This window comes from Jiangella sp. DSM 45060, from assembly GCF_900105175.1.
In the GTDB taxonomy this organism is placed as follows: domain Bacteria; phylum Actinomycetota; class Actinomycetes; order Jiangellales; family Jiangellaceae; genus Jiangella.
In genome coordinates this window covers 5,907,509-5,927,616 of sequence record NZ_LT629771.1, presented here as the reverse complement: position 1 = coordinate 5,927,616, position 20,108 = coordinate 5,907,509, and the positions used below count along the sequence as shown (strand labels likewise).

At 73.7% G+C, this 20,108-nt stretch carries 17 protein-coding genes and 1 tRNA gene; 8 read left to right on the top strand and 10 right to left on the bottom strand.

Annotation, left to right across the window (positions count from 1 at the left end; all coding sequences use genetic code 11):
* Positions 1 to 99 precede the first annotated feature (99 nt).
* From BLU82_RS26535 to BLU82_RS26525, 3 genes are all read left to right on the top strand, one after another.
* Entirely contained in the window at positions 100 to 1,128 is a 1,029-nt protein-coding gene (locus BLU82_RS26535; protein WP_092623945.1) for a LacI family DNA-binding transcriptional regulator, read from the top strand.
* Between the two features lie 94 nt (positions 1,129 to 1,222).
* The gene (locus tag BLU82_RS26530) at positions 1,223 to 1,663 is read left to right on the top strand and encodes a CBS domain-containing protein (protein ID WP_092623944.1); all 441 of its coding nucleotides are present in this window, start codon (positions 1,223 to 1,225) and stop codon (positions 1,661 to 1,663) included.
* 373 nt (positions 1,664 to 2,036) lie between these two features.
* Positions 2,037 to 3,350, top strand: coding sequence for a nitrate/nitrite transporter (locus tag BLU82_RS26525; RefSeq protein ID WP_092623943.1), 1,314 nt, complete (start codon positions 2,037 to 2,039; stop codon positions 3,348 to 3,350).
* A gap of 28 nt (positions 3,351 to 3,378) precedes the next feature.
* On the opposite strand, the gene BLU82_RS26520 is transcribed toward BLU82_RS26525, so the two are convergent.
* Both BLU82_RS26520 and BLU82_RS26515 read right to left on the bottom strand, forming a co-directional pair.
* Positions 3,379 to 4,170 (bottom strand): class I SAM-dependent methyltransferase, encoded by a 792-nt coding sequence (locus BLU82_RS26520; protein ID WP_092623942.1) that lies wholly within the window; start codon positions 4,168 to 4,170, stop codon positions 3,379 to 3,381.
* Between the two features lie 20 nt (positions 4,171 to 4,190).
* On the bottom strand, positions 4,191 to 5,006 hold the full coding sequence (locus tag BLU82_RS26515; protein ID WP_092623941.1) for a TetR/AcrR family transcriptional regulator: 816 nt from the start codon (positions 5,004 to 5,006) through the stop codon (positions 4,191 to 4,193).
* Positions 5,007 to 5,103: 97 nt separating this feature from the next.
* Here BLU82_RS26515 and BLU82_RS26510 point away from each other — a divergent pair, with 97 nt between their 5' ends.
* Both BLU82_RS26510 and BLU82_RS26505 read left to right on the top strand, forming a co-directional pair.
* A complete protein-coding gene (locus BLU82_RS26510; RefSeq protein ID WP_092623940.1) occupies positions 5,104 to 6,663 on the top strand; it encodes an MFS transporter in 1,560 nt (519 codons plus the stop codon).
* The gene (locus BLU82_RS26505; RefSeq protein WP_092623939.1) at positions 6,660 to 7,133 is read left to right on the top strand and encodes a GNAT family N-acetyltransferase; all 474 of its coding nucleotides are present in this window, start codon (positions 6,660 to 6,662) and stop codon (positions 7,131 to 7,133) included. The genes BLU82_RS26510 and BLU82_RS26505 overlap by 4 nt, the downstream gene beginning before the upstream one ends.
* 9 nt (positions 7,134 to 7,142) lie before the next feature.
* Here BLU82_RS26505 and BLU82_RS36045 read toward each other — a convergent pair whose 3' ends face one another.
* From BLU82_RS36045 to BLU82_RS26490, 4 genes are all read right to left on the bottom strand, one after another.
* Entirely contained in the window at positions 7,143 to 7,271 is a 129-nt protein-coding gene (locus BLU82_RS36045) for a hypothetical protein (RefSeq protein WP_255367088.1), read from the bottom strand.
* Positions 7,272 to 7,422: 151 nt separating this feature from the next.
* Positions 7,423 to 7,499, bottom strand: a tRNA-Thr gene (locus BLU82_RS26500).
* A 59-nt stretch (positions 7,500 to 7,558) separates the two neighbouring features.
* Positions 7,559 to 10,009 carry a protein translocase subunit SecD gene (secD, locus tag BLU82_RS26495; RefSeq protein ID WP_157741454.1) on the bottom strand — a complete coding sequence of 817 codons (2,451 nt, stop codon included), beginning with the start codon at positions 10,007 to 10,009 and terminating at the stop codon, positions 7,559 to 7,561.
* A gap of 213 nt (positions 10,010 to 10,222) precedes the next feature.
* Complete coding sequence (locus BLU82_RS26490) at positions 10,223 to 10,630, bottom strand: hypothetical protein (RefSeq protein ID WP_092623938.1); 408 nt, start codon at positions 10,628 to 10,630, stop codon at positions 10,223 to 10,225.
* A gap of 107 nt (positions 10,631 to 10,737) precedes the next feature.
* On the opposite strand from BLU82_RS26490, the gene BLU82_RS26485 reads away from it, so the two are divergent.
* Positions 10,738 to 11,040, top strand: a complete 303-nt coding sequence (locus tag BLU82_RS26485) for a twin-arginine translocase TatA/TatE family subunit (protein ID WP_092623937.1) — start codon at positions 10,738 to 10,740, stop codon at positions 11,038 to 11,040.
* Here BLU82_RS26485 and BLU82_RS26480 read toward each other — a convergent pair.
* From BLU82_RS26480 to BLU82_RS26465, 4 genes are read right to left on the bottom strand one after another with little or no spacing between them, the layout of a single operon-like run.
* A complete protein-coding gene (locus BLU82_RS26480) occupies positions 10,982 to 13,780 on the bottom strand; it encodes a BTAD domain-containing putative transcriptional regulator (RefSeq protein ID WP_092623936.1) in 2,799 nt (932 codons plus the stop codon). The genes BLU82_RS26485 and BLU82_RS26480 overlap by 59 nt on opposite strands.
* A 5-nt stretch (positions 13,781 to 13,785) precedes the next feature.
* The gene (locus tag BLU82_RS26475) at positions 13,786 to 16,224 is read right to left on the bottom strand and encodes a GH116 family glycosyl-hydrolase (RefSeq protein ID WP_092623935.1); all 2,439 of its coding nucleotides are present in this window, start codon (positions 16,222 to 16,224) and stop codon (positions 13,786 to 13,788) included.
* Between the two features lie 31 nt (positions 16,225 to 16,255).
* The gene (locus BLU82_RS26470) at positions 16,256 to 16,816 is read right to left on the bottom strand and encodes a class I SAM-dependent methyltransferase (protein WP_092623934.1); all 561 of its coding nucleotides are present in this window, start codon (positions 16,814 to 16,816) and stop codon (positions 16,256 to 16,258) included.
* Between the two features lie 9 nt (positions 16,817 to 16,825).
* Complete coding sequence (locus BLU82_RS26465) at positions 16,826 to 18,394, bottom strand: family 10 glycosylhydrolase (protein ID WP_092623933.1); 1,569 nt, start codon at positions 18,392 to 18,394, stop codon at positions 16,826 to 16,828.
* Between the two features lie 82 nt (positions 18,395 to 18,476).
* Between BLU82_RS26465 and BLU82_RS26460 the strand changes: the two genes are divergently transcribed.
* Both BLU82_RS26460 and BLU82_RS26455 read left to right on the top strand, forming a co-directional pair.
* Positions 18,477 to 19,199, top strand: coding sequence for a GntR family transcriptional regulator (locus BLU82_RS26460; protein ID WP_069108879.1), 723 nt, complete (start codon positions 18,477 to 18,479; stop codon positions 19,197 to 19,199).
* Entirely contained in the window at positions 19,196 to 20,107 is a 912-nt protein-coding gene (locus tag BLU82_RS26455; RefSeq protein ID WP_092623931.1) for an N-acetylmuramic acid 6-phosphate etherase, read from the top strand. The genes BLU82_RS26460 and BLU82_RS26455 overlap by 4 nt, the downstream gene beginning before the upstream one ends.
* The last annotated feature ends 1 nt before the right edge of the window (position 20,108 follow it).

Below are 20,108 nucleotides of genomic sequence, written 5' to 3'. Positions count from 1 at the left end.
CTATAGGCCGGACCTCGATCCGTCACCCGCGCGTGAGCTAGGTCACGCCCGGCGCCGCGCCGGCACCGGGCGGCACGGGCCGCGCGGTACCGTCCGTCCATGACGGTGCGGCTCAGCGACGTCGCCCTGCATGCCGGGGTCAGCGAGGCGACGGTCAGCCGGGTGCTCAACGCCAAGCCCGGTGTCGCCGCGCAGACCCGGCAGGCGGTGCTGGCGGCGCTCGACGTCCTGGGCTACGAGCGGCCGAGCCGGCTGCGCTCGACCAGCGCCGGGCTCATCGGGCTGATCGTGCCCGAGCTGGAGAACCCCGTCTTCCCGGCGTTCGTGCAGGTCATCGAGACGATTCTGGCGCAGCGAGAGTACACGCCGCTGCTGTGCACCCAGACGCCCGGCGGCGTCACCGAGGACGAGTACGTCGAGATGCTGGTCGACCGCGGCGTCGCCGGCATCGTGTTCGTGTCGGGGCTGCACGCCGACAGCACCGCCGGAACGGCCCGCTACCACCGTCTGCGCGAGCTGGGGCTGCCGATCGTGCTGGTCAACGGGTTCGTCCCGGGGCTGGACGTGCCGTTCGTGTCCACCGACGACGTCGCCGCGGCCGAGCTGGCCGTGCAGCACCTGGCGTCGCTCGGGCACCGTCGCATCGGGCTGGCCATCGGGCCGCGCCGGTTCGTCCCGGCCGCCCGCAAGATCGAGGGGTTCGCCCGGGCGCTGCGGGCGGTGCCGGGCGCGCCCGACCCGGACGGCTTGGTCGTGACGTCGTTCTTCACCGTCGAGGGCGGCCGGGCCTGCGCCTCGCGGCTGCTGGACGCCGGCTGCACGGCGATCGTGTGCGGCTCGGACCTCATGGCCCTGGGCGCGGTGCGGGCGGTCCGGCAGCGCGGGCTGACGGTGCCCGGCGACGTCTCCGTCATCGGCTACGACGACTCCCCGCTCATCCCGTTCACCGACCCGCCGCTGACCACCGTCCGGCAGGCCGTCCCGGCGATGGCCGCCGCGGCCGTCCAGGCGCTGCTGGAGCAGATCGCCGGCCGGCCCGCCGACCGCTCGGAACTGCTGTTCACGCCCGAGCTGGTGGTGCGGGGCTCGACGGGACCGGCCCCGACTGGGGCGGACAATCCGGGGTAAACCACTCTCGACTGTTCAGAAGCCTTTCCGGATCGACGCGAACGCCGTACGGTTCAAAGGCACCAGGAGTACTCCGAGCGGCGAGGAGGCCCCGATGCGCATCTCCGACATCATCCGGTCCAAGGGCAAGGGCGTCGTGACGGTGCCCCCCGACACCGACGTCCGCACTCTACTCACCGTCCTGGCCGAGAACCGCATCGGCGCCGTCGTCGTGTCGCCCGACGGCGAGACCATCAGCGGCATCGTCTCCGAGCGCGACATCGTCCGGGCGCTGGCCGCCCGTGGCGCCAGCGTGCTCTCCGAGCCGGTCTCCGCGATCATGACCGCCGACGTCCAGACCTGCGCACCGCACCAGCACATCGACGAGCTGGCCGAGGCCATGACGCTGGGCCGGTTCCGGCACATGCCGGTGATCTCCGACGCGGGCGGCCTCGACGGCATCGTCAGCATCGGTGACGTCGTGAAGATCCGCATCACCGAGCTCGAGGTCGAGCGCGACTCCCTCTCGACCTACATTCGCACCGCCGCCACCTGACATTCCGGCGGCGCCGTTCGTAGGACCCATTCGGCCCTCCACCGATCGGTCGATCTTTCCTGACGTTTACCGGCAAACCGGTCAGCGTGTTCCCAGGTCCGGGCGCGTCGACATGCACGACAAGTCGATCTCTGAAAGTCTTTGCCCGGTCGAATTCTGCGCGATTGTCACGCGTTGTGAGCAGCCGCGCAGTTATCGGACGTGGTGGTTTCCGAACCACCGCTTTCCGATTGTGGGGACCGCCTGAAATCAAACCCGCAGTCGGAATGGTCACATGCCCTCGTGACCGAAGACGGAGGGCCCGGTGCTCCCTCCTGGGGTGCCGGGTCCTTCGCGACCGACTCCGCCGGCGACGGGGGACAATGGAACCCTGATGCCGACTCCGCGCCGTGCCTGGACCATCTGGGGCGTCGGCGTATCCGCTTACATCGTCGCGGTCATGCACCGCACCACGTTCGGGGTGGCGGGACTCGACGCGGCCGGACGGTTCGACGTGTCGGCCAGCGTGCTCGCCTCGTTCGTCGTGCTGCAGCTGGTGGTCTACGCGGGGCTGCAGATCCCGATCGGCGTGCTGCTCGACCGCGTCGGCGGACGGCGGCTGGTCATCGCCGGCGCGCTGCTCATGGCCGCGGGGCAGGCCGTCCTCGCCGTCGCCGCGTCGGTGCCGCTGGCCGCGACCGGCCGGGTGCTCGTCGGCATGGGCGACGCGCTGACCTTCGTGAGCGTCCTGCGCATCGTCTCGGCCTGGTTCCCGCCCGGCCGGGTGCCGGTGATGACGCAGCTCACCGGCCTGGTCGGCCAGTCGGGGCAGGTACTGTCGGCCGTGCCGTTCGTCGCCGTCCTGCACGCCTACGGGTGGAGCGCGGCGTTCGGCTCGGCGGCCGCGACCGGCGTGCTGGTGTGCGTGCTGGCCGCCGCGGCGCTGCGCGACACCCCGTCGACACGGGCGCAGCCGGTGGCCGGCGGCGACATGCGCCACGTCGGCGCGGACCTCGTCACGGCGTGGCGGCACCCGGGCACCCGGCTGGGACTCTGGACGCACTTCACCACCCAGTTCTCCGGCACCGTGTTCGCGCTGATGTGGGGGTTCCCGTTCCTCGTCTCCGGCGAGGGCGTCTCGGAGGCCGGTGCCGGCGCGCTGCTGACGTTGACGGTGGTGGCCGGCGTGGTGGCCGGTCCCGTCATCGGCGTCATGGTGCAGCGGCACCCGCTGCGGCGGTCGTGGCTGGTGCTCGGGATCGTGTTCGCGAACGCGGCCGCCTGGACCGCTGTCCTGCTGCTGCCCGGGCGGGCGCCGGGCTGGCTGCTGGTACTGCTGGTGCTGTCGATGGCGCTGAGCGGCCCCGGCTCGATGATCGGGTTCGACTTCGCCCGCACGTTCAACCCGCCGAACCGCCTCGGCACCGCAACCGGCATCGTCAACGTCGGCGGGTTCGTGGCGTCGCTGCTCACCATCCTGGCCATCGGGTTGGTGCTGGACGCGCGCAGCGGCGGCGCGTCCGCGACCGCCTACGAGCTCGGCGACTTCCGGGTGGCGATGTGCGTGCAGTACGTGATGTGGACGATCGGGCTGATCGGCATCCTGCGGTCGCGCCGCCTGGCCCGTCGTCGCATGGCCGAGACCGGCGTCGTCGTCCCACCCCTCCGCGACGTCATCGCCGCCCGCCGTCGTCGGCGACGGCCGTGAACCGGTCGCGGTGGGCGCGGGCCGCCGGTCAGGGGCTGCTCGGCCACGTGCGGGCGACGCGCAGTTCGTAGAGGTACGCCTTGGTGACGCTGCCGCCGTAGCGGCGCTCGATCAGGCCGCCGACGCAGTCGAGCAGCCCGCGCCGCAGGTCCGCGCGGAGCGCCCGGTGGCCGGAGTACGTCGACAGCAGGTCGAGGTAGCCCCGGGTGTCGTACGTGACGTCGGCGCGGAAGCGGCGCCGCACCGCGGGCTGGAACAGCGGCGAGTCGTCGATCTCGTCGGTGAACGGCGCGATGGCGTCGGCCGGCCGGAGCCGCAGTCCGGGCGGGGTCGCCGGGTCCCAGCGCTCGTAGCAGTCCTGCACGTCGGCGAAGAAGGCGGCCGTGCCGCCGAGCACGTGCTCCGTCGTCACCGTGGCCAGGGCGCCGCCCGGGCGCAGCACGTCCGCCACCCGCTGGGCCCGCACGGCGCGATCGACCCAGTGCCAGGCGGTGAACGATGTCACGAGGTCGGCCGACGCGGGCGGCGCCGGCCACCGCTCGAACGCCGCCTCCACCACCTCGACGGGCAGTCCGGCCGTCCGCGAGCGCAGCGCCGCCGCCAGGTTCGCGCCCAGCTCGACGGCGACGACGCGCGCGCCGCTCGCCGCCAGGCCGACCGTCGCCTGGCCGGTGCCGGGGCCGATCTCGACCACCCGCGCCTCCGGACCCAGACCCGCCAGCTCACCGAGCGCGGCGAAGACCGCCTCCGGGTAGCCCGGCCGGACCCGCGCGTAGAGCGCCGCGTCCTCGTCGAAGATCGTGCGCAGCTCCCGGGTCATGCCACCGATCGTCGCACGGCTCAGGTGTGCAGGCCGTGCAGCGTCGCGGCGCCGGTGACCGACGCGCTGTGCTCCAGCAGCGCCGGGTAGTCCGCCGCGATGCCCTGCAGCAGCGTCTCGACCGCCCGCTCCAGCTCGAGGTCGCCGGTGCGGGCGTGGCCGAACAGCACGCGGTAGTGGATCAGCGCGCCGAGCAGGTCGAGGACGAGGCCGAGGTCGGCGTCGGGACGCAGGTCGCCGCGGGCCCGCGCGCGCTCCAGCGTGCGCGCCACCGCCTGCCGCGGCGGGTCGAACAGGGTCGTCATGAACTGCTCGCGCAGGGCGTCGTCGGACGCGCAATCGGCCAGCAACGGCGCGAGCACGTCCGGCGGGAGCCGCTGGAACGCGGCCACGAAGACCTTCAGCGACTCGTCCAGGTCGCACAGCGTGCAGCCGGAGTCCGGGCCCTCGACCGCGCCCAGCCGGCTGCCGAGTGCGGCGAGCACCAGCTGCTGCCGTCCGGCCCAGCGTCGCCGGATCGCGGGCTTGGTCGTCCCGGCCCGCCGGGCGACGTCCTCGAGACTGAGGTGGGTGTAGCCGTGCTCGGTCAGCGCGATCAGCGTGGCCGTCAGCACCGCGGCGTCGATGGACGGATCGCGCGGACGCCCGGCGCCCTCCGGTCGGCCCGCGCCCTCCGGTCGGCGCGCGCCCTCCGAGCGCCCGGCGGCCTCGGCGCGGTCGGCGCCGCCCTCCGGACGACGGTCGTCCTCCGGACGGCCCTCGCCCCCTGAACGGCGGGCACCCTCCGCACGGCGGACGCCATCTCGGCGGGCGGGGTGGTCGCGGGCGTCCGGCATGCCCCTCATCGTATTGCGATCCGGATCGGAACGGTGTCGACGAGGACAATTTCGTTGTGTACCGTATCGAAACATAATCCGGGCGGAAGGCGGGTCGATGGACGGCGGAACGGAACGCGCCGGGGCGCGGGCATGGCTCGGGCTGGCGGTGCTCGTCCTCCCGACGCTGATGCTCGGGCTGGACCTGACGGTGCTCTACATGGCGCTCCCGCACCTGGGCGCCGAACTGGGCGCCGACAGCACGCAGCTGCTGTGGATGACCGACGTCTACGGGTTCATGGTCGCGGGGCTGCTGATCACGATGGGCACGGTCGGCGACCGGATCGGGCGGCGTCGGCTGCTGCTGATCGGCGCGACGGGGTTCGCGGCGGCCTCGGTGGTCGCGGCGTACTCGACCAGCGCCACGATGCTGATCGGCGCACGGGTGCTGCTCGGCATCGCCGGGGCGACGCTGATGCCGTCGACGCTGTCGCTGCTGCGCACCATGTTCGCGCAGCCCCGGCAGCGGTCGCTCGCGATCGGCGTCTGGCTGATCGCGTTCTCCGTCGGCGGTGTCACCGGCCCGGCCATCGGCGGGGTGCTGCTGGAGCACTTCTGGTGGGGCTCGGTGTTCCTGCTCGCGGTTCCTGTGATGGTGCTCCTGCTGCTCACCGGGCCGGTGCTGCTGCCGGAGGCGCGCGACCCCGACCCCGGCCGCGTCGACCTCACCAGCGTCGCGCTGTCGCTGGCCGCCGTCCTGTCCGTGGTCTACGGGCTCAAGGAGACCGCACGGGACGGCGCCGGCGCGCTGCCGCTGGCGCTGATCGCCGCGGGCGTCCTGATCGGCGTGGTCTTCGTCCGCCGTCAGCTCCGGTTGCCGGACCCACTGCTCGACCTCGCGCTGTTCGCCCGGCGCCGGTTCACCGCCGCGACGGTGGCGTTGATGCTGACCATGCCGGTGATGTACGCGTTCGGGTTCTACTTCACCCAGCACCTCCAGCTGGTCGAGGGACTGTCGCCGTCCGAGGCCGGGCTGTGGTTCCTGCCGCTCGGCGCCGCCACCGTCGTCGCATCGCTCGCGGCGCCGGTGCTGGCCGGCCGGTTCCGTCCCGCGACGGTGATCGTCGCCGGGCTTGTCGTCGCGGCGGCCGGGTTCGGGCTGATCAGCCGGCTGGAGCCGGGCTCCGGGCTGACGCTGCTGATCGTGGGCGGGGTGCTGGTCAGCCTCGGCGTCAACGCGCTGGGCACGCTCGGGACGGACATCGTCGTCAGCTCGGCGCCGCCGGAGCGGGTCGGCTCGGCGTCGGCCGTCTCCGAGACCAGCAACGAGTTCGGCGCGGCCATGGGCATCGCGGTGGGCGGCAGCCTCGGCGCCGCCATCTACAGCGGCCGCATCGCCGACGAGCTGCCCAGCGGGGTCACGGGCGCCGCGGCCGACACCGTCCGCGACAGCTTCGCCGGCGCGTTCGCTGTCGCACCCGACCTTCCCGCACCGGTGGCCGAGGCGCTGCTCGGCGCCGCTCGCGAGGCCTTCCTCGCCGGTCTCACCACCGTGACGACGCTCAGCGCGGTCGCCGTGGCCGGCATCGCCGTCCTGGTCGCGACGACCCTGCGGCACGTCCCGCCGATCGGCCGGGAGGCGCCGGAGCCGGAGGATCGGGCAGCATCGGCGGCATGACCGTCGCCATCGCCGAGGCCCGTCTCCCCGTCGACGCCGACGCGCTGGCCCGCGTCTACGTCGCCGGCGCCGCCCACCACGTCGGCCTCGACCCGCACCGCTACCGCGTCCCGCCGCTCGACGCCGTCGCCCGGCGCTACCGCGAGCGGCGACCGGACCGTGCGCGGATCCTGGTCGCCCGCCTCGACGGCGACGTCGTCGGCTCCGCGTCGGTGACCATGCTGGCGCCGCCCGGCCCGGCCAGCATGATCGTCGACGTCCCGGCCGCCTCCCTCGACGTCGCGGTGCTGCCGGACCACCGCGGCCGGGGCATCGGCCGCGCTCTCCTGGAAGCGGCCGCGACGACGGCCGCCGCACTCGGCGCCGTGCGCCTGCAACTCGACGCGCACCACGCGAACGACGGCGCCCTCCGGTTGTACCGCGACCTCGGCTACCAGCCGATGGGCGTGCTGCTCAGCCGCGTGGTGTGAGCTGGTCGATCACTGCGGGTCGAGCCAGCCGGTGACGTACCGGCCGGTCCCGGTATACGTCGTCTCCGGCGCCAACGCCGCATTCTCGGGCCGGTCGAGCGGGATCTCCGTCACGTCGGCACGATCGAACTCGATCACGGCGTCGCCCCACGCCCACCAGACGTCGGATGTCCGGGTGGAGCTGACGCCCGGCCCAGTCGTAGACGTCGTCCCGACGCGGCCGGAACACCCGGTACCCGTCATCCATGGATCGCGGGCTACGTGGCCTCGCGACCTCGAACGTGGTGAATGGAGCCCGAAGTCGGATTCGAACCGACGACCTACCGCTTACAAGGCGGTTGCTCTGACCAGCTGAGCTATTCGGGCAGAGGGGAAACGGTACCCGAGCGGGCACCGTCCCCTCCACTGCGTCGGACGACCGGGCGTCAGACGACGGCGCCGTAGTTGGGGTCTTCGCGGCTGCGCTTGTCGACCTTCTTCGGCGCCGGCGGCGGGGCCGGCTTCTTGTCCTCGAGCATGATCGTCAGCGGCACCGCCGTGAAGTTCGACGAGTACGTGCCGACCAGGATGCCCAGGACCAGCGCGAGCGCGAAGTCGGACAGCGAGTCGCCGCCGAGGACGAGCAGGGCGATGAGGATGAACAGGGTGCTGGCACCGGTGTTCACCGACCGCGGCAGCGTGTTGAGGATCGCCGTGTTGGCGACGTCGCGGAACCTCTCGCCGTCCTTGCGGGTCCACGTCTCTCGGACGCGGTCGAACACGACGACGGTGTCGTTGACGCTGTAGCCGATGATCGTCAGCAGGGCGGCGAGGAACATGCCGTCGAGCGGTTTGCCGATCCAGGCGAAGATGCCGACGGTGATCACGACGTTCTGGAACAGGGCCACGACGGCGCCGGTGCCGAACGTCCAGCGGAACCGGATGGCGAGGTACGCCAGCTGCGCCGCCAGCGCCACGCCCAGCGCGATGAGCGCGTTGCGCTGCAGTTCGTCGCCGAGGCTGGGTCCGATGAGCTCGTCGCGGATGAGTTCGGCGCCGCCGCCGGCGTCGTCGAGCGCGGCGATGACGGTGGCAGCGTCGTCGTCGGACATGTCGCTGGCGCGGACCGTGATGTCGTCGTCGCCGGATTCCTGGACGATCGCCGTCGGGAAGCCTGCGTCGGCGACCACGGTGCGGGCGTCGTCGACGTCGATGACCTCGGTGGGCGACACCTCGATGAGGCGGCCGCCGGTGAACTCGATGCCGAACTCCAGGCCGCGGAGGAGGATGCCGCCGAGGGCCAGGACGACCGCGACGCTGGAGATGAGGAGCCACCGCAGCGGCCGTGCCATGAGCTGCGGGTTGCGCCGGCGCAGCCAGAGCCGGACCCGGCCGTGGTGCGCCAGGCCGCTGGCGTCGGGGTGACGGTTCAGCCAGCGGCGGTCGACCAGCCACTCGACCAGGACCCGGCTGAGCACCAGCGCCGACAGCAGCGACGCGAGCACACCGATGGTCAGGGTGACGCCGAAGCCGCGGACCGGGCCGGAGGCGAGGAAGAACAACAGCCCGGCGGCCAGCAGCGTGGTGACGTTGGAGTCGGCGATGGCCGAGAGCGCGTTCTTGAAGCCGCTCTGGACGGCGCCGCGCAGGCTCTTCGTCTTGCCGTCGACGTAGTCCTCGCGGGCTCTCTCGAAGATCAGCACGTTCGCGTCGACCGCCATGCCGATGGCCAGCACGAAACCGGCCAGGCCCGGCAGCGTCAGCGTGGCGCCCAGCGCGCTCAGCGCCGCGTAGGACATGAGGGCGTAGCCGACCAGCGCGATGACTGCCATGAGTCCGACCAGCCGGTACGCGACGCCGATGAAGATCGCGGTGAGGGCCATGCCGATGATCGCCGCCCAGGCGCTGGCCTCGATGGCGGCCTCACCCAGCGTCGGGCCGACGACCCGCTGCTCGATGGTGGTGACGTCGACGGGGAGCGCGCCTCCCTCGACCAGCGCGGCGAGGTCCTTGGCCTCCTCCTCGTCGAAGTCGCCGGTGATCTCCGTCTGGCCGCCGCGGATGCCGACGCCGCACTGGACGCTGGTGGTGACGTTCGGCGAGGAGATGACGGTCTCGTCGAGGACGATCGCGATGCGGCGGGTCGGGTCGCCGTCGGGCTGGCAGGCGGCGTCGCTGGTGAGCTGGGCCCAGGTGTCGCCGCCGCTGCCGCTGAAGTCGAGCGTGACGAGCCAGCCGCCGCGCTGCACGTCGTAGATGGCGTCGGCGCCGTTGATCTCCTCGCCGGTCATGGCGGTGGGCGCGAGGATCAGCGGCTGGCCGGACTCGTCCGGCAGCACCAGCTGCTCACCGGACTCGGGGGCCGGCGTCTCGCCGGGCGCGGGCGTCTCGGACGGCGCGGGGGTCTCGGACGGCGCGGGCGTCGAGCCGGCGACGACGTCGGTGCCGGTGTCGCCGTCCTGGGTCTCGGGCGCGATGGCGCCGCCGACGGAGCCCTCGGTGGCCGGGGGCGTGGCGGGCGGGGTCTCCGCGGGCGGCGTGGCCGGCGGGGTCTCCGTGGGCGGGACCTGGCCGGAGGTGTCGTAGCCCAGGACGGGGTGCACCGTCAGCTGGGCGGTCCGGCCGAGCGCGTCGGCGGCCTCACGCGGGTCGGAGACCCCGGGCAGCTCGACGATGATGCGGCGGTCGCCGGACCGGCTCAGCGACGGCTCCGAGACGCCGAGCGCGTCGACGCGGCGGCGGAGCACCTCGAGGGCGCGGTCGGTGGACTCGGCGTTGGCCTCGACGGTGTCGGTGTCCTGGGTCTCGAGGACGATCTGCGCGCCGCCCTCGAGATCGAGGCCGAGGTTCGGGCTGGCGGTGAGCGTGACGAAGCCGGAGCCGACGAGGATCAGCACGGCCGTGACGCCGCGGAAGAACCGCCCGGTGTCGGTGGCGGCGCCGCGCTTCTGGGCGCGCCGGCGGACCAGCGCGTAGCTGGGCAGGATGATCGCGATGACGGCGATCGCGAGGTAGAGCGCGGACGTGCGTTCCACGGGCAGGTCTCCAAGGGACGTGCCCGGCGCGCGGGCATGGGCCCGCCGTCGGGCGAGGTTCTGAGGGGAGGTCTCCTACCGGGACGCGGGCGGCCCGCGCTGCGGGTCGGTGGGCGTCCAGCCGGCGTCGGCCGGGATGCGGTCGGCCGGCGTGGACGCGGCCTCCAGCGGGAACAGGTCGAGCGGCCCGACGACGCTGCCCGCCGGGACGGGCGGCGCGTAGCCGAGCTTCACGGTGACGGCCGTCGCGACGAGCGTGAGGTCGGCGAGGTCGTCGATGCCGCCGACGGACGGCGCGGGGGACCCGTGGTCTCCGGCCGCCGCGGCGACGGACGAGCCGCGCTGCTGGCCGGACGGCGCGGCGGCGGCCGGCGGACCGGACGTGACCAGCATGAGGGCGCCGGAGAGCAGGATGGCCGGGAGCGCCCAGAGCTTCCGGAGCACGCGGTGGCCCGCGTGGTCCCCGGAGCGGCGACCCGACATGGCTGTGACCTCCTGAAGCGGCATCCCCCGAACCGCGCCAACCATACCCGCAAGTGGGCAGGCGTACGATGGGGAGGACCGGTACCTGTCAGGGAAGAAGTGACTCAATGCCTAACATCGGTACACCTGAGCTGATCATCGGCCTCATCGTCATCTTCCTGCTTTTCGGCGCGAAGCGGATGCCGGAGATGGCTCGTGGCATCGGGCAGTCGCTGAAGATCTTCAAGAGCGAGATGTCCAAGCCGGCCGACAGCGATGCGTCCAACGCGGTCATCGTGAACCCTGCACCGGCGCAGCCGCAGGCCTCGACGGCGCAGGCCAGCGCCGCGCAGCCGGCCTCGGCCGAGCCCGCTACCGAGACGCCGGCTGCCGCCCCGGCCGACCCGGAGGCCCGTCCCGCTCAGCAGTGACCGACGCGGTCAGCTCCGCCCGCAGCCGTTCGGTGCCGCGCTCGCCCAGCTCGTCCAGGGCGGCCACGGCCAGTCGACGCACCTGCGCGGCGGCGACGGTGTCGCCGGCCGCTTCGTGGCTGTCGGCGAGCTTCCGCAATGTGACCACTTCGTAGTAGAGGCCGTCGAGCTCGCGCAGTAGGTCCAGCGCGCGCTCGAAGCAGTCGACGGCGCGGTCGTAGGCGCCCAGGTGGTGGTGCGCGAACCCCAGGGTGTCGAGCGTCGCCGCCTCGGCGAGACGGTCGTCCAGGCCGCGCAGGATCTCCAGCGCCTGGCCGGCGAACTCCAGCGTCCGCTGGTAGTTGCCGAGCATCGCCTGCCCCCACCCGACGGCGTTCAGCGCGCCCGCCAGCCCGGCCGGCTGGCCGATGCGCCGGAACAGCGCCAGCGCGTCGAGGTCGTGGTCGAGCGACTCCTGGTGCCGGCCGGTGCGCTCCTTCACCACGCCCAGCGACCGCAGCGTCCGCGCCTGCCCGACGAGGTCGTCGCGCTCGGCGTAGAGCCGCAACGCGCTCTGCAGGTGCGCCTCGGCGTCGTCGTAGCGGTCGAGGTAGCCGTAGGCGCGGCCGAGCAGCCGGTGCAGGTGCGCCGTCGGCTCGGTGTCGTCGAGGAGACGGACGGCCAGCAGCGCCGAGCTGTTCACCCGCGCGATGTCGCGCCACCGTCCGCGCCAGTCGAGGTCGATGGTGAGCGCCCACGCCAGCTGCCACGCGTGGACGGCGTAACCGCGGTCGGCCGCGGCGTCGACGGCGGCCAGCAGCGTGCGCCGTTCGGCGGCGAACCACGCGCGTGCGGCGTCGGCGCCGGCGATGCGCTCGGCCACCTCGGGGCCGGCCGTCGGCGGCGGGACCGGCTCGTACGTCTCGCGGTCCGAACGCAGCGGCCGGCTGGCCGCCAGCGCGGTGGCGAGGTAGTGGTCGAGCAGCCGGCCGAGCGCCAGCGCGGGCTCGGCCGGGCCGGCCTCGGCCAGCTCGGCGGCGTACGCACGCAGCAGGTCGTGTGCGCCGTAGCGGCCCGGGCGGTGCTCGGTCAGGAGGTGGGCGCGGGTCAGCTCGCCCAGCAGCGGGCGGACGACGTCGGCGTCGAGCCCGGCGAGCGCGGCCGCGGCGGCGACGCCGATGTCGGGCCCGGGCGCGGAGCCGGCCAGCCGGAACAGCCGGGCGGCGGGGTCGCTCAGGCCGTCGTAGGACCACGAGAACACCGAGCGCAGGTCGATGGTGGCGTCGTCGGCGGCGAACGCCTCGAGCCCGCCGCTGGCCGCCCGCAGCTCCGCCACGCGGTACTCCAGCGATTCGGGCTGCTCCGCCACCCGGGCAGCGGCCACGGCGAGCGCCAGCGGCAGCCGGGCGCACAGCGCGACCAGCTCGTCGACGACGTGGGGCGCGGCCGCGGCGCGCACGCCGATGCGCCGCACCAGCAGCTCGCGGGCGTCGGTGACCGGCGGGAGGTCCAGTGTGACGGCGCGCGCGCCGGCCGTGGCCGTCAGGCCGATCAGCTGGTCGCGGCTGGTCACGAGCGTCAGGCAGTCGGCCGAGCCGGGCAGCAGCGGGCGGGCCTGACGCGCGTCGCGGGCGTTGTCGAGCAGCACCAGCAGCCGGCGCCCGGCCAGCACGCTGCGGTAGAGCGCGGCCTGACCGTCGGCGTCGGCCGGGATCAGCTCGTGCGGCACCCGCAGCGCGTCGAGGAAGCCGCGGATCGCGTCGGTGGGGTCGACCGGTGGTCGGTCGGGGTCGAAGCCGCGCAGGTCGACGTAGAGCTGGCCGTCGGGGAACCGGTCGGAGACGCGGTGCGCCCAGTGCACGGCCAACGTCGTCTTGCCGACGCCGGCGGTGCCCGACACGGTCGCGACGGGCGAGGTGGCGGCCGCGTGGTCCAGCAGCGCCAGCGCGTCGCCCCGGCCGACGAAGTCGGGGACGTCGGCGGGCAGCTGACGGGGTACCCGGCGCACCGTGGGCGCCGTCCGCCGCGCCGGGGTGTGCGCGAGCAGCCGCGCGTACACCGCCTGCAGCCGCGGGCCGGGCTCGACGCCGAGGTCGGTGGAGAGCCGGGCCCGCACCCGCTCATACTGCACCAGCGCCTCGGCCCGCCGCTCGGACCGCTCCAGCGCCTCCAGCAGCAGCGCCCACGCCGGCTCGCGGAGCGGGTGGGCGGCGGTCAGCTCGCGCAGCTCCGGGACGAGGTCGGCCGGGCGACCCAGCTCGAGGTCGAGGGCGATGCGCCGCTCCTGCGCGCCGAGGTACCGCTCGGCCAGCCGCGGCGCCTCGGTGCCGGCCAGCCAGTCGGACTCGACGTCGTCGAACGGACGCCCACGCCACAGCGCCAGCGCCTCGGTGAGGTGCGCCCGTTGCCGCACGGGGTCGGCGCTGCCGTCGGCGCGCTCGAGCAGCCGCTGGAACCGCAGCACGTCGACGGCGTCGGGGTCGATGTGCAGCACGTAGCCGGTGGCGCTGGTGGCGATGAGGTCAGCGCCGAACAGCGTGCGCAGCCGTGTGACGTAGGTCTGGACGCTGCGCCGCGGGCTGGCCGGGAGCTGCTCGGCCCACAGCGCCTCGATCAGCTGGGCCACGGTGACGGTGCGGCCGGCCGACAGCGCCAGGACGGCGATGAGCGCGCGGAGCCGGCCGGTGGTGACGTCGAGGGTCCGCCCGTCCGCCCGCAGGCGCATCGGGCCGAGCAGATCGATCTCGACGCGGGTGCTCACCTTGGTTATGACATTCGTCGACCGCCCATGGTTGCATCGGCGGACTCACCGGTCGAGAGTACGCGGCCGGCCCCCGCCGTGGCGCCGACGCCGTCGATCGCGAGCGTGTCCAGCCGCAGCCGGCCGCCGCCCACCGTCACGCGCACGCGCACGCCGTCGCCGGACGCGGCCTGGGTGGCCGTGCCCCACGCGTCGCCGGAGGCCCAGAACCACGTGACCGGGCCGGCGGCGAGGTCCGCGGCCGCGAAGCGCAGCGTGCCGCTGACGCCGTCGTACCCGAACCCGGTCAGGGCGGGGATGGTGCCCCAGGCGGCCATGGCGCGGACGTAGTGGTGGCCGCACTCGGCCTCGTCGAACGGGTTGCGGCGGCGTCCGTCGAAGCGGCTGCGGACCGCCTCGACGATGCCGACCGCCGCGTCGGTGAGCCCGGCCTGCAGCAGCCCGATGGCCGCGGTGTACTCCAGCCCGGTCCACACCTCGGCGAAGTAGGGGAACGGGCGCTGCGGGCGGTTGCCGTGCGGGTACGACGCGACCAGCAGTCCCGGTTCGCCGGCCAGTGCGTAGCTGCGCTTGGGGTTGAACGGCGCGCCCGGCGCGGTGCGGTCGTTGTGCCGGACGATGCTGCGCATGGTCGTGCGCACGTGCGCATCGTCGAGCAGATCGCCGAGGCCGGTGAGCCGGGCGGCGTGCTGGCCGACCAGCTGGTCGGTGAGGCAGCCGTCGCCGATCTGCAGCTCCGGCGCGGTGAGGTCGCGGGCGCCGATGCCGGGCAGCCGCAGCCCCGGCGCGATGGCGTCCTCGCTGCCCGGCGGGCGGATCTCGTGCCGGTAGTACTCGCCGTTGAACAGGTGGTCGTCGATCCAGGCGCTGCCGCGGGCGAACAGGTCCGCGCACGTGGCGGCGAACTCGTCGTCGCCGAGGTGCCGGGCCATCTCCTCCGCCGCCCGCAGCGCCGCGAGGTACCAGCCGCCGACCTGGGGGTTCGGGCCGAAGTACTCGACGTCCATGGTGTTGTGCTGCGAGCCCTCCATGACGCCGTCGCGGTCGGCGTCCCAGCCGCCGGGGATCCAGGCGAACTCCAGCGCCCGGCGCGCGGCCGGCCAGAGCGAGCGCAGCAGGTCGTCGTCGCCGCTGAGCCGCCACTCGCGGTGCAGCTTCACCAGGCAGCCCATCTGCCCGTCGGCCGCGGCGACGCCGTGCTCGCGGGACCGGTCCAGCGGCAGCTCCAGCCGGAAGCTCATGTGGCCGTCGGCGCCGGTGGCGTGCCGGAACTCCAGCTCGCGCATCGACCGCGCCAGCTCGCCGAACAGGTACGGCGTCGTGTGCTCGTAGTTCCAGACGTGCGTGCAGTTGCCGTAGCAGCTGCCGCTGTCGTCGTGGCAGCCCTCCCAGCCGTAGAAGCGGCCGTCCGGGGTGCGGAAGCAGGTCGGCGAGCGCAGCGTGCTGACGTTGGCGAGCGCGGCCTCGACGAGCGGAGCGGGCAGGTCGCTGCCGGTCAGGGCGCCGACGAAGGCGACGGTGCGCTCCTCCAGGCCGGCCAGCCGCGGGGCGATCGCGGTGACGGCGTCCCAGGCGTCGCCGTACGCCTGCGTGTAGTGGTTGCCGATGACGGTCTCGCCGCGCCAGTCCAGCCGGTTCGGGAAGTGCCAGGTGAGCAGGAACGTGAACGCGTGCGTCTCGCCCGGCCCGAGCGTGCGCAGCGCCGCGACCGACGCCACCGGCTCGCCGTCGGCGGGCCGCTCGTCCAGCCGTCCGTCGGCGGCGAGGTCGTCCCAGAAGTCCAGCAGCGGGCCGCCCCAGCTGGACCCGGCCCATGTCGTGCGGACGGTGACGTCGTCCTCGTCGAGGACGGCCAGGGCGATCGAGCCCCAGCGCTCGCCCTCGACGTCGCCGCCGGACCGGAGCAGGACGCCGTCGTCGCGGCGCTCGTTGCGGGGGTCGTCGCCGGGGTTGCGGACGCTGCCGGCGACCGTGATCTGCTGCGCCTCATCGCTGAGGTTGGTGACGGCGTAGCGCAGCACCGCGACAGGCAGCGAGCTCGCTTCGACGTCGGCCGGGACCAGCGGGTTGAACGCCTGCAGCCGCACCGTCACGGGGACGGCGGGGTCGTCGAGCAGCACCTGCCCGAGCGGGTACGCGGCCAGGAACTGCGAGCGTGCGAACCGGGGCAGGCTGTGGTTGGGCACCGCGGCGCCCTCCCAGCCCTCGTACAGCACGGGGTCGATCGGCCCCTCCAGCGCCCGGACGGCGTCACCCGCCCTGATCGCGAAGAAGCTGTCGCGCGGCGCGAAACCCTTGGCCGGCTGGTTGCGCAGCTCCCAGTCGCGCAGGTCGCCGCGGCCGCCGAGCGATACCGTCCCCGTCCCGATGCCACCGAGCGGCAGGGCGATGCGCAGCGAGTGGTCGGCGTCGTACCGGCGCAGGACCGGCCATTCCGGCGTCATGGTCCGACCTCACGTGCAACGGCGTTCCATGTCAAGCGGCGCGGGGTCGCTCGGAGATGACGGCGATCAGTGTCTTGCGGCCGACGTCGCGCTGCTCGGTGCGGACGCCGATCTGGCCGAAGCCGGTCAGCCGGCCCGTCACCTCGCCGATCTGGGCCGGGGTGATGCCGTGGCCGGGCCGGTCGAGCAGCCGTTCGGCCAGCACCAGGCGGCCGCCCGGGCGCAGCTTCGCGCACAGTGTGGCCAGACCGGCGTCGCGGTCGTCCCAGTGGTGCATGGAGGCCAGCGTGTAGATGGCCGCGAACGAGCCGTCGGCGAACGGGACGTCCTCGGCGCCGGCCACGCGGACGTCCGCCCCGGGCACCCGCTTGCGGGCCATGGCGACGAACGTCTCGGACGGCTCGACCGCGGCGACGTGCTCGGGGCCGGCGACGGCGGCGGCCAGTTCGAGCGCGACGCCCGGACCGCAGCCGACCTCCAGGACCGGCTCGCCGGCGCGCAGCTCCGCGAGGTCGACCACCACCCGGTTGGACTCGGGGTGGCGGTTGAACCAGGCGTAGAGCCGCGCGCCGACGACGCCGAAGCTGCTCATCGTCCGAGGCTACGGCAGCGCGATGAACGGCGGCGTGCGCGTGCCGGCCAGCTCACCCGCCCGCACTCGCACGACGGTGATGGGAGCGCCGGTCACGCGGTCGGGCAGGTCGTAGCGGGCCAGGTACACGCCGGGCGGAACGTCGACGAAGCCGAACCAGCCCGAGCCGTCGCTGACCTGCGTCCGGGTCTCGCCGCCGCCGGCCACCGGCTCGAGGGTGACGGTGACGCCGTCGAGGGCCGCGCCGGTGCGCAGCCGCAGCGTGCCGGCCACGTTCCCCGTCGTCGGGTCCTCCTTCCACGGCATGGACGGGACGGCGGCGTCGTCGGCGAACGGGGCGTCCGGGCCGGTGGTGAGCGCGGCGGCCAGCGCGGCCCGCTCGGCGTCCTTCACCTCGGGCGTCCCGGCGGCCGCCGTCAGCGACGCGTTGGCGTAGGAGTAGCCGCTCCAGCCGGCGACCGTGTTGCCGGCGACGGTGGGGGTCAGCAGGTCGCGGACCTGCTGGACGCTGTCGTCGACCTCGTTGAGGTACAGCGCCGGGCCCGACACCGTCTGGCGGTCGCCCTGCCAGTCGGCCAGCACCTCGTTCCACTCGGCGAACATCTGCGCTTGGTCGGGCATCCACTCGCGCTTGTAGTTCATCGCGACGACGGTGTCGATGATCCCCTCGTCCAGCCAGCCCCGCCAGTCCTGCAGCACCTCGGCATACGTGCGGGTCTTCTCCCAGCCGCCGACGCTCTGCGGGCCGAAGCCGTAGGTGATGCCGTCGTTGCTCAGCCGCACCGTCGGGTCGACCTCGAAGATGCCGAGGTAGATACGGCGCACGATGCTGGTGATCTGCTCGCGCCGCCACTCGGTGAACTGCGCGTCGGACGGCGCCGGCACGTCGGTGCGGCCGGTGGCGGCCTGGAACCGCGCGATCGACGTCTCGCTGTAGCCCCAGTCGCTGTGCGTGGTGGTCGAGTTGTGGTCCGGGTAGCGGATGTAGTCGAGGTTGATGCCGTCGACGTCGTACTCGCGGACGATGCTCTGGATGGCGCCGACGACGTAGTCGCGGGCGGCCGGGTTGGCGGGATCGAGGAAGCTGTTGTTGCCGACCCGTTCGGCGCCGTCGACGCGCTTGTTCAGCCAGCGGTCGGGGCCGGTGGCGGTCGGGCCGTTCGTGTTGAACACGTGGTCGGGGGAGCGCGGCGGCGTCGCGGAGTTCCACAGCGTGCCGAAGTTGACCCACGCGTGCACCTCGAGCCCGGCCGCGTGCGCCTGCTCGATCACCTCGTCCAGCGGGTCGTAGGGCGCCGGCGCGATGGCGGCGTCGGTGCGGGGGTAGTCGGCACGGTTGCAGAAGCAGTCGTAGCGGCGGGCCACCTGGACGATCAGCGCGTTCGCGTTGACCTCCAAGGCGTCGCCGACCAGCTCCTCGACCTGTGCGGGGGTGTAGATGCCCTCGTTGAAGGCGTCGACCCAGTAGCCGCGCCACTGTTCCTGCTCCGGCGCCGGATCGGCCACGGCCGAAGGTGCGGCGACGGTGGCGAGGACGAGTGCCACGATGACGGGAAGCGTGCGACGACGTCGGCTCACGCTGGTCCTCCTCGTTGGACTAGACCAATATGGGCCCCAAGTCTGGAAGACTTTGCCCGATACGTCTACAGGGGGTGCGGACGTGGCGAAATACCACTCGATCCGCGACGAGATCCTCGATCTGGTCGCGGAACTGAACGTCGGCGACGCGCTGCCGCCCGAGCGTGCGCTAGCGCCACGGTTCGGCGTCTCGCGCATGACGCTGCGGCGCGCCGTCGAGGAGCTGGTCCGCGAGGGCCGCCTGGTCCGCCGTCAGGGCGCCGGGACGTTCGTCGCCGGGCCGAAGATCGCGCAGGGCCTGGCGGTCACGTCGTTCTCCGAGGACATGCGCCAGCGCGGCGCCGTCCCGTCCAGCCGCACCCTGGTCGTCGACGACGTGCTGGCCGGCGCGCCGCTGGGCCGGCGGCTGGAGATCTCACCGGGCGAGAGCGTCGTGCGGGTGACGCGGCTGCGGTTGGCCGACGCCGCGCCGATGGCCGTCGAGACGCTGCACGTGCCGCGCAGCATCGCACCCGGGCTGGACGGCATGATGCTCGCCGACGGCTCGTTCTACGAGCTGCTGCACGACGTGTACGGGCTGGAGCTGTCCGGTGGCGTGCAGACCATCGAGGCGACGGTCACCGACGAGTTCGAGTCCGAGTTGCTCGGTGTTCCGCTGCACTCGCCGGCGTTCCTGTTCGAGCGGATCTCCCGCGACACCGGGGGCCGTGTGGTCGAGTTCGTCCGCTCCGTCTACCGTGGCGACCGCTATCAGTTCCGTGTCGAGTTGCAGCCGGCCCGCAGACCGGCGAGGACGGCCGAGTGACGAACTCCGAGTTGGACCTGCTGGCCACCGAGGGCCGGTTGCCGGCTGCCGCCGGTCTCGATCTGCGCAGCACGCGTGAACAGGTCGACCTCATGGCCGAGCAGGACCGGGTGGCGGTCGACGCCGTCGCCTCGACCCGCGACCGGCTGGTCGAGGCGATCGACGCCACCGTGGCCCGGCTGCGCCGCGGTGGACGGCTGATCGAGGTCGGCGCCGGCACACCCGGCCGGCTCGCCGTCCTCGACGTCGCCGAGTGCCGGCCCACCTTCGGCGTCGACGAGCGGCAGGTGATCGCCGTCATGGCCGGCGGGTTCGGCGCCGTGCGCTCGGCCGCCGAGCACGACGAGGACGACCTCGACGGCGGTCGCGCCGACCTCGAGGCCCTCGGCCCCGGCCCGGACGACGTCGTGGTGGCGGTGAGCGCGTCGGGCCGCACGCCGTACGTGCTCGGCGCGCTGGCCGCCGCCCGCGCGGCCGGCGCCTACACCGTCGCCGTCGTCAACAACGCCGGGTCGCCGATCGCCGCCGCCAGCGACGTCGCCGTCGAGGCCCTCACCGGCCCGGAGGTCGTCGCCGGGTCGACCCGGCTCAAGGCCGGCACCGCCGCCAAGCTCGTGCTCAACACCATCTCGACGCTGGTCATGGTGCAGCTCGGGCACACCCACGGCGACCTCATGATCGACGTGCGGGCCACGAACGACAAGCTGCGCCGACGCGCCCAGCGCATCGTCCAGGAGGCCACCGGCGAGCCGGAGGACGCGGTGGCGGCCGCGCTGGCCGCCAGCGGCGACGAGACCAAGACGGCGACGGTCATGCTGCTGGCCGGCGTCGACGCCGCCGAGGCCCGTCGGCGGCTCGCGGCCGCCGGCGGCTTCGTCCGCGCGGCCGTGACGCCCGACGGGCCGTAGC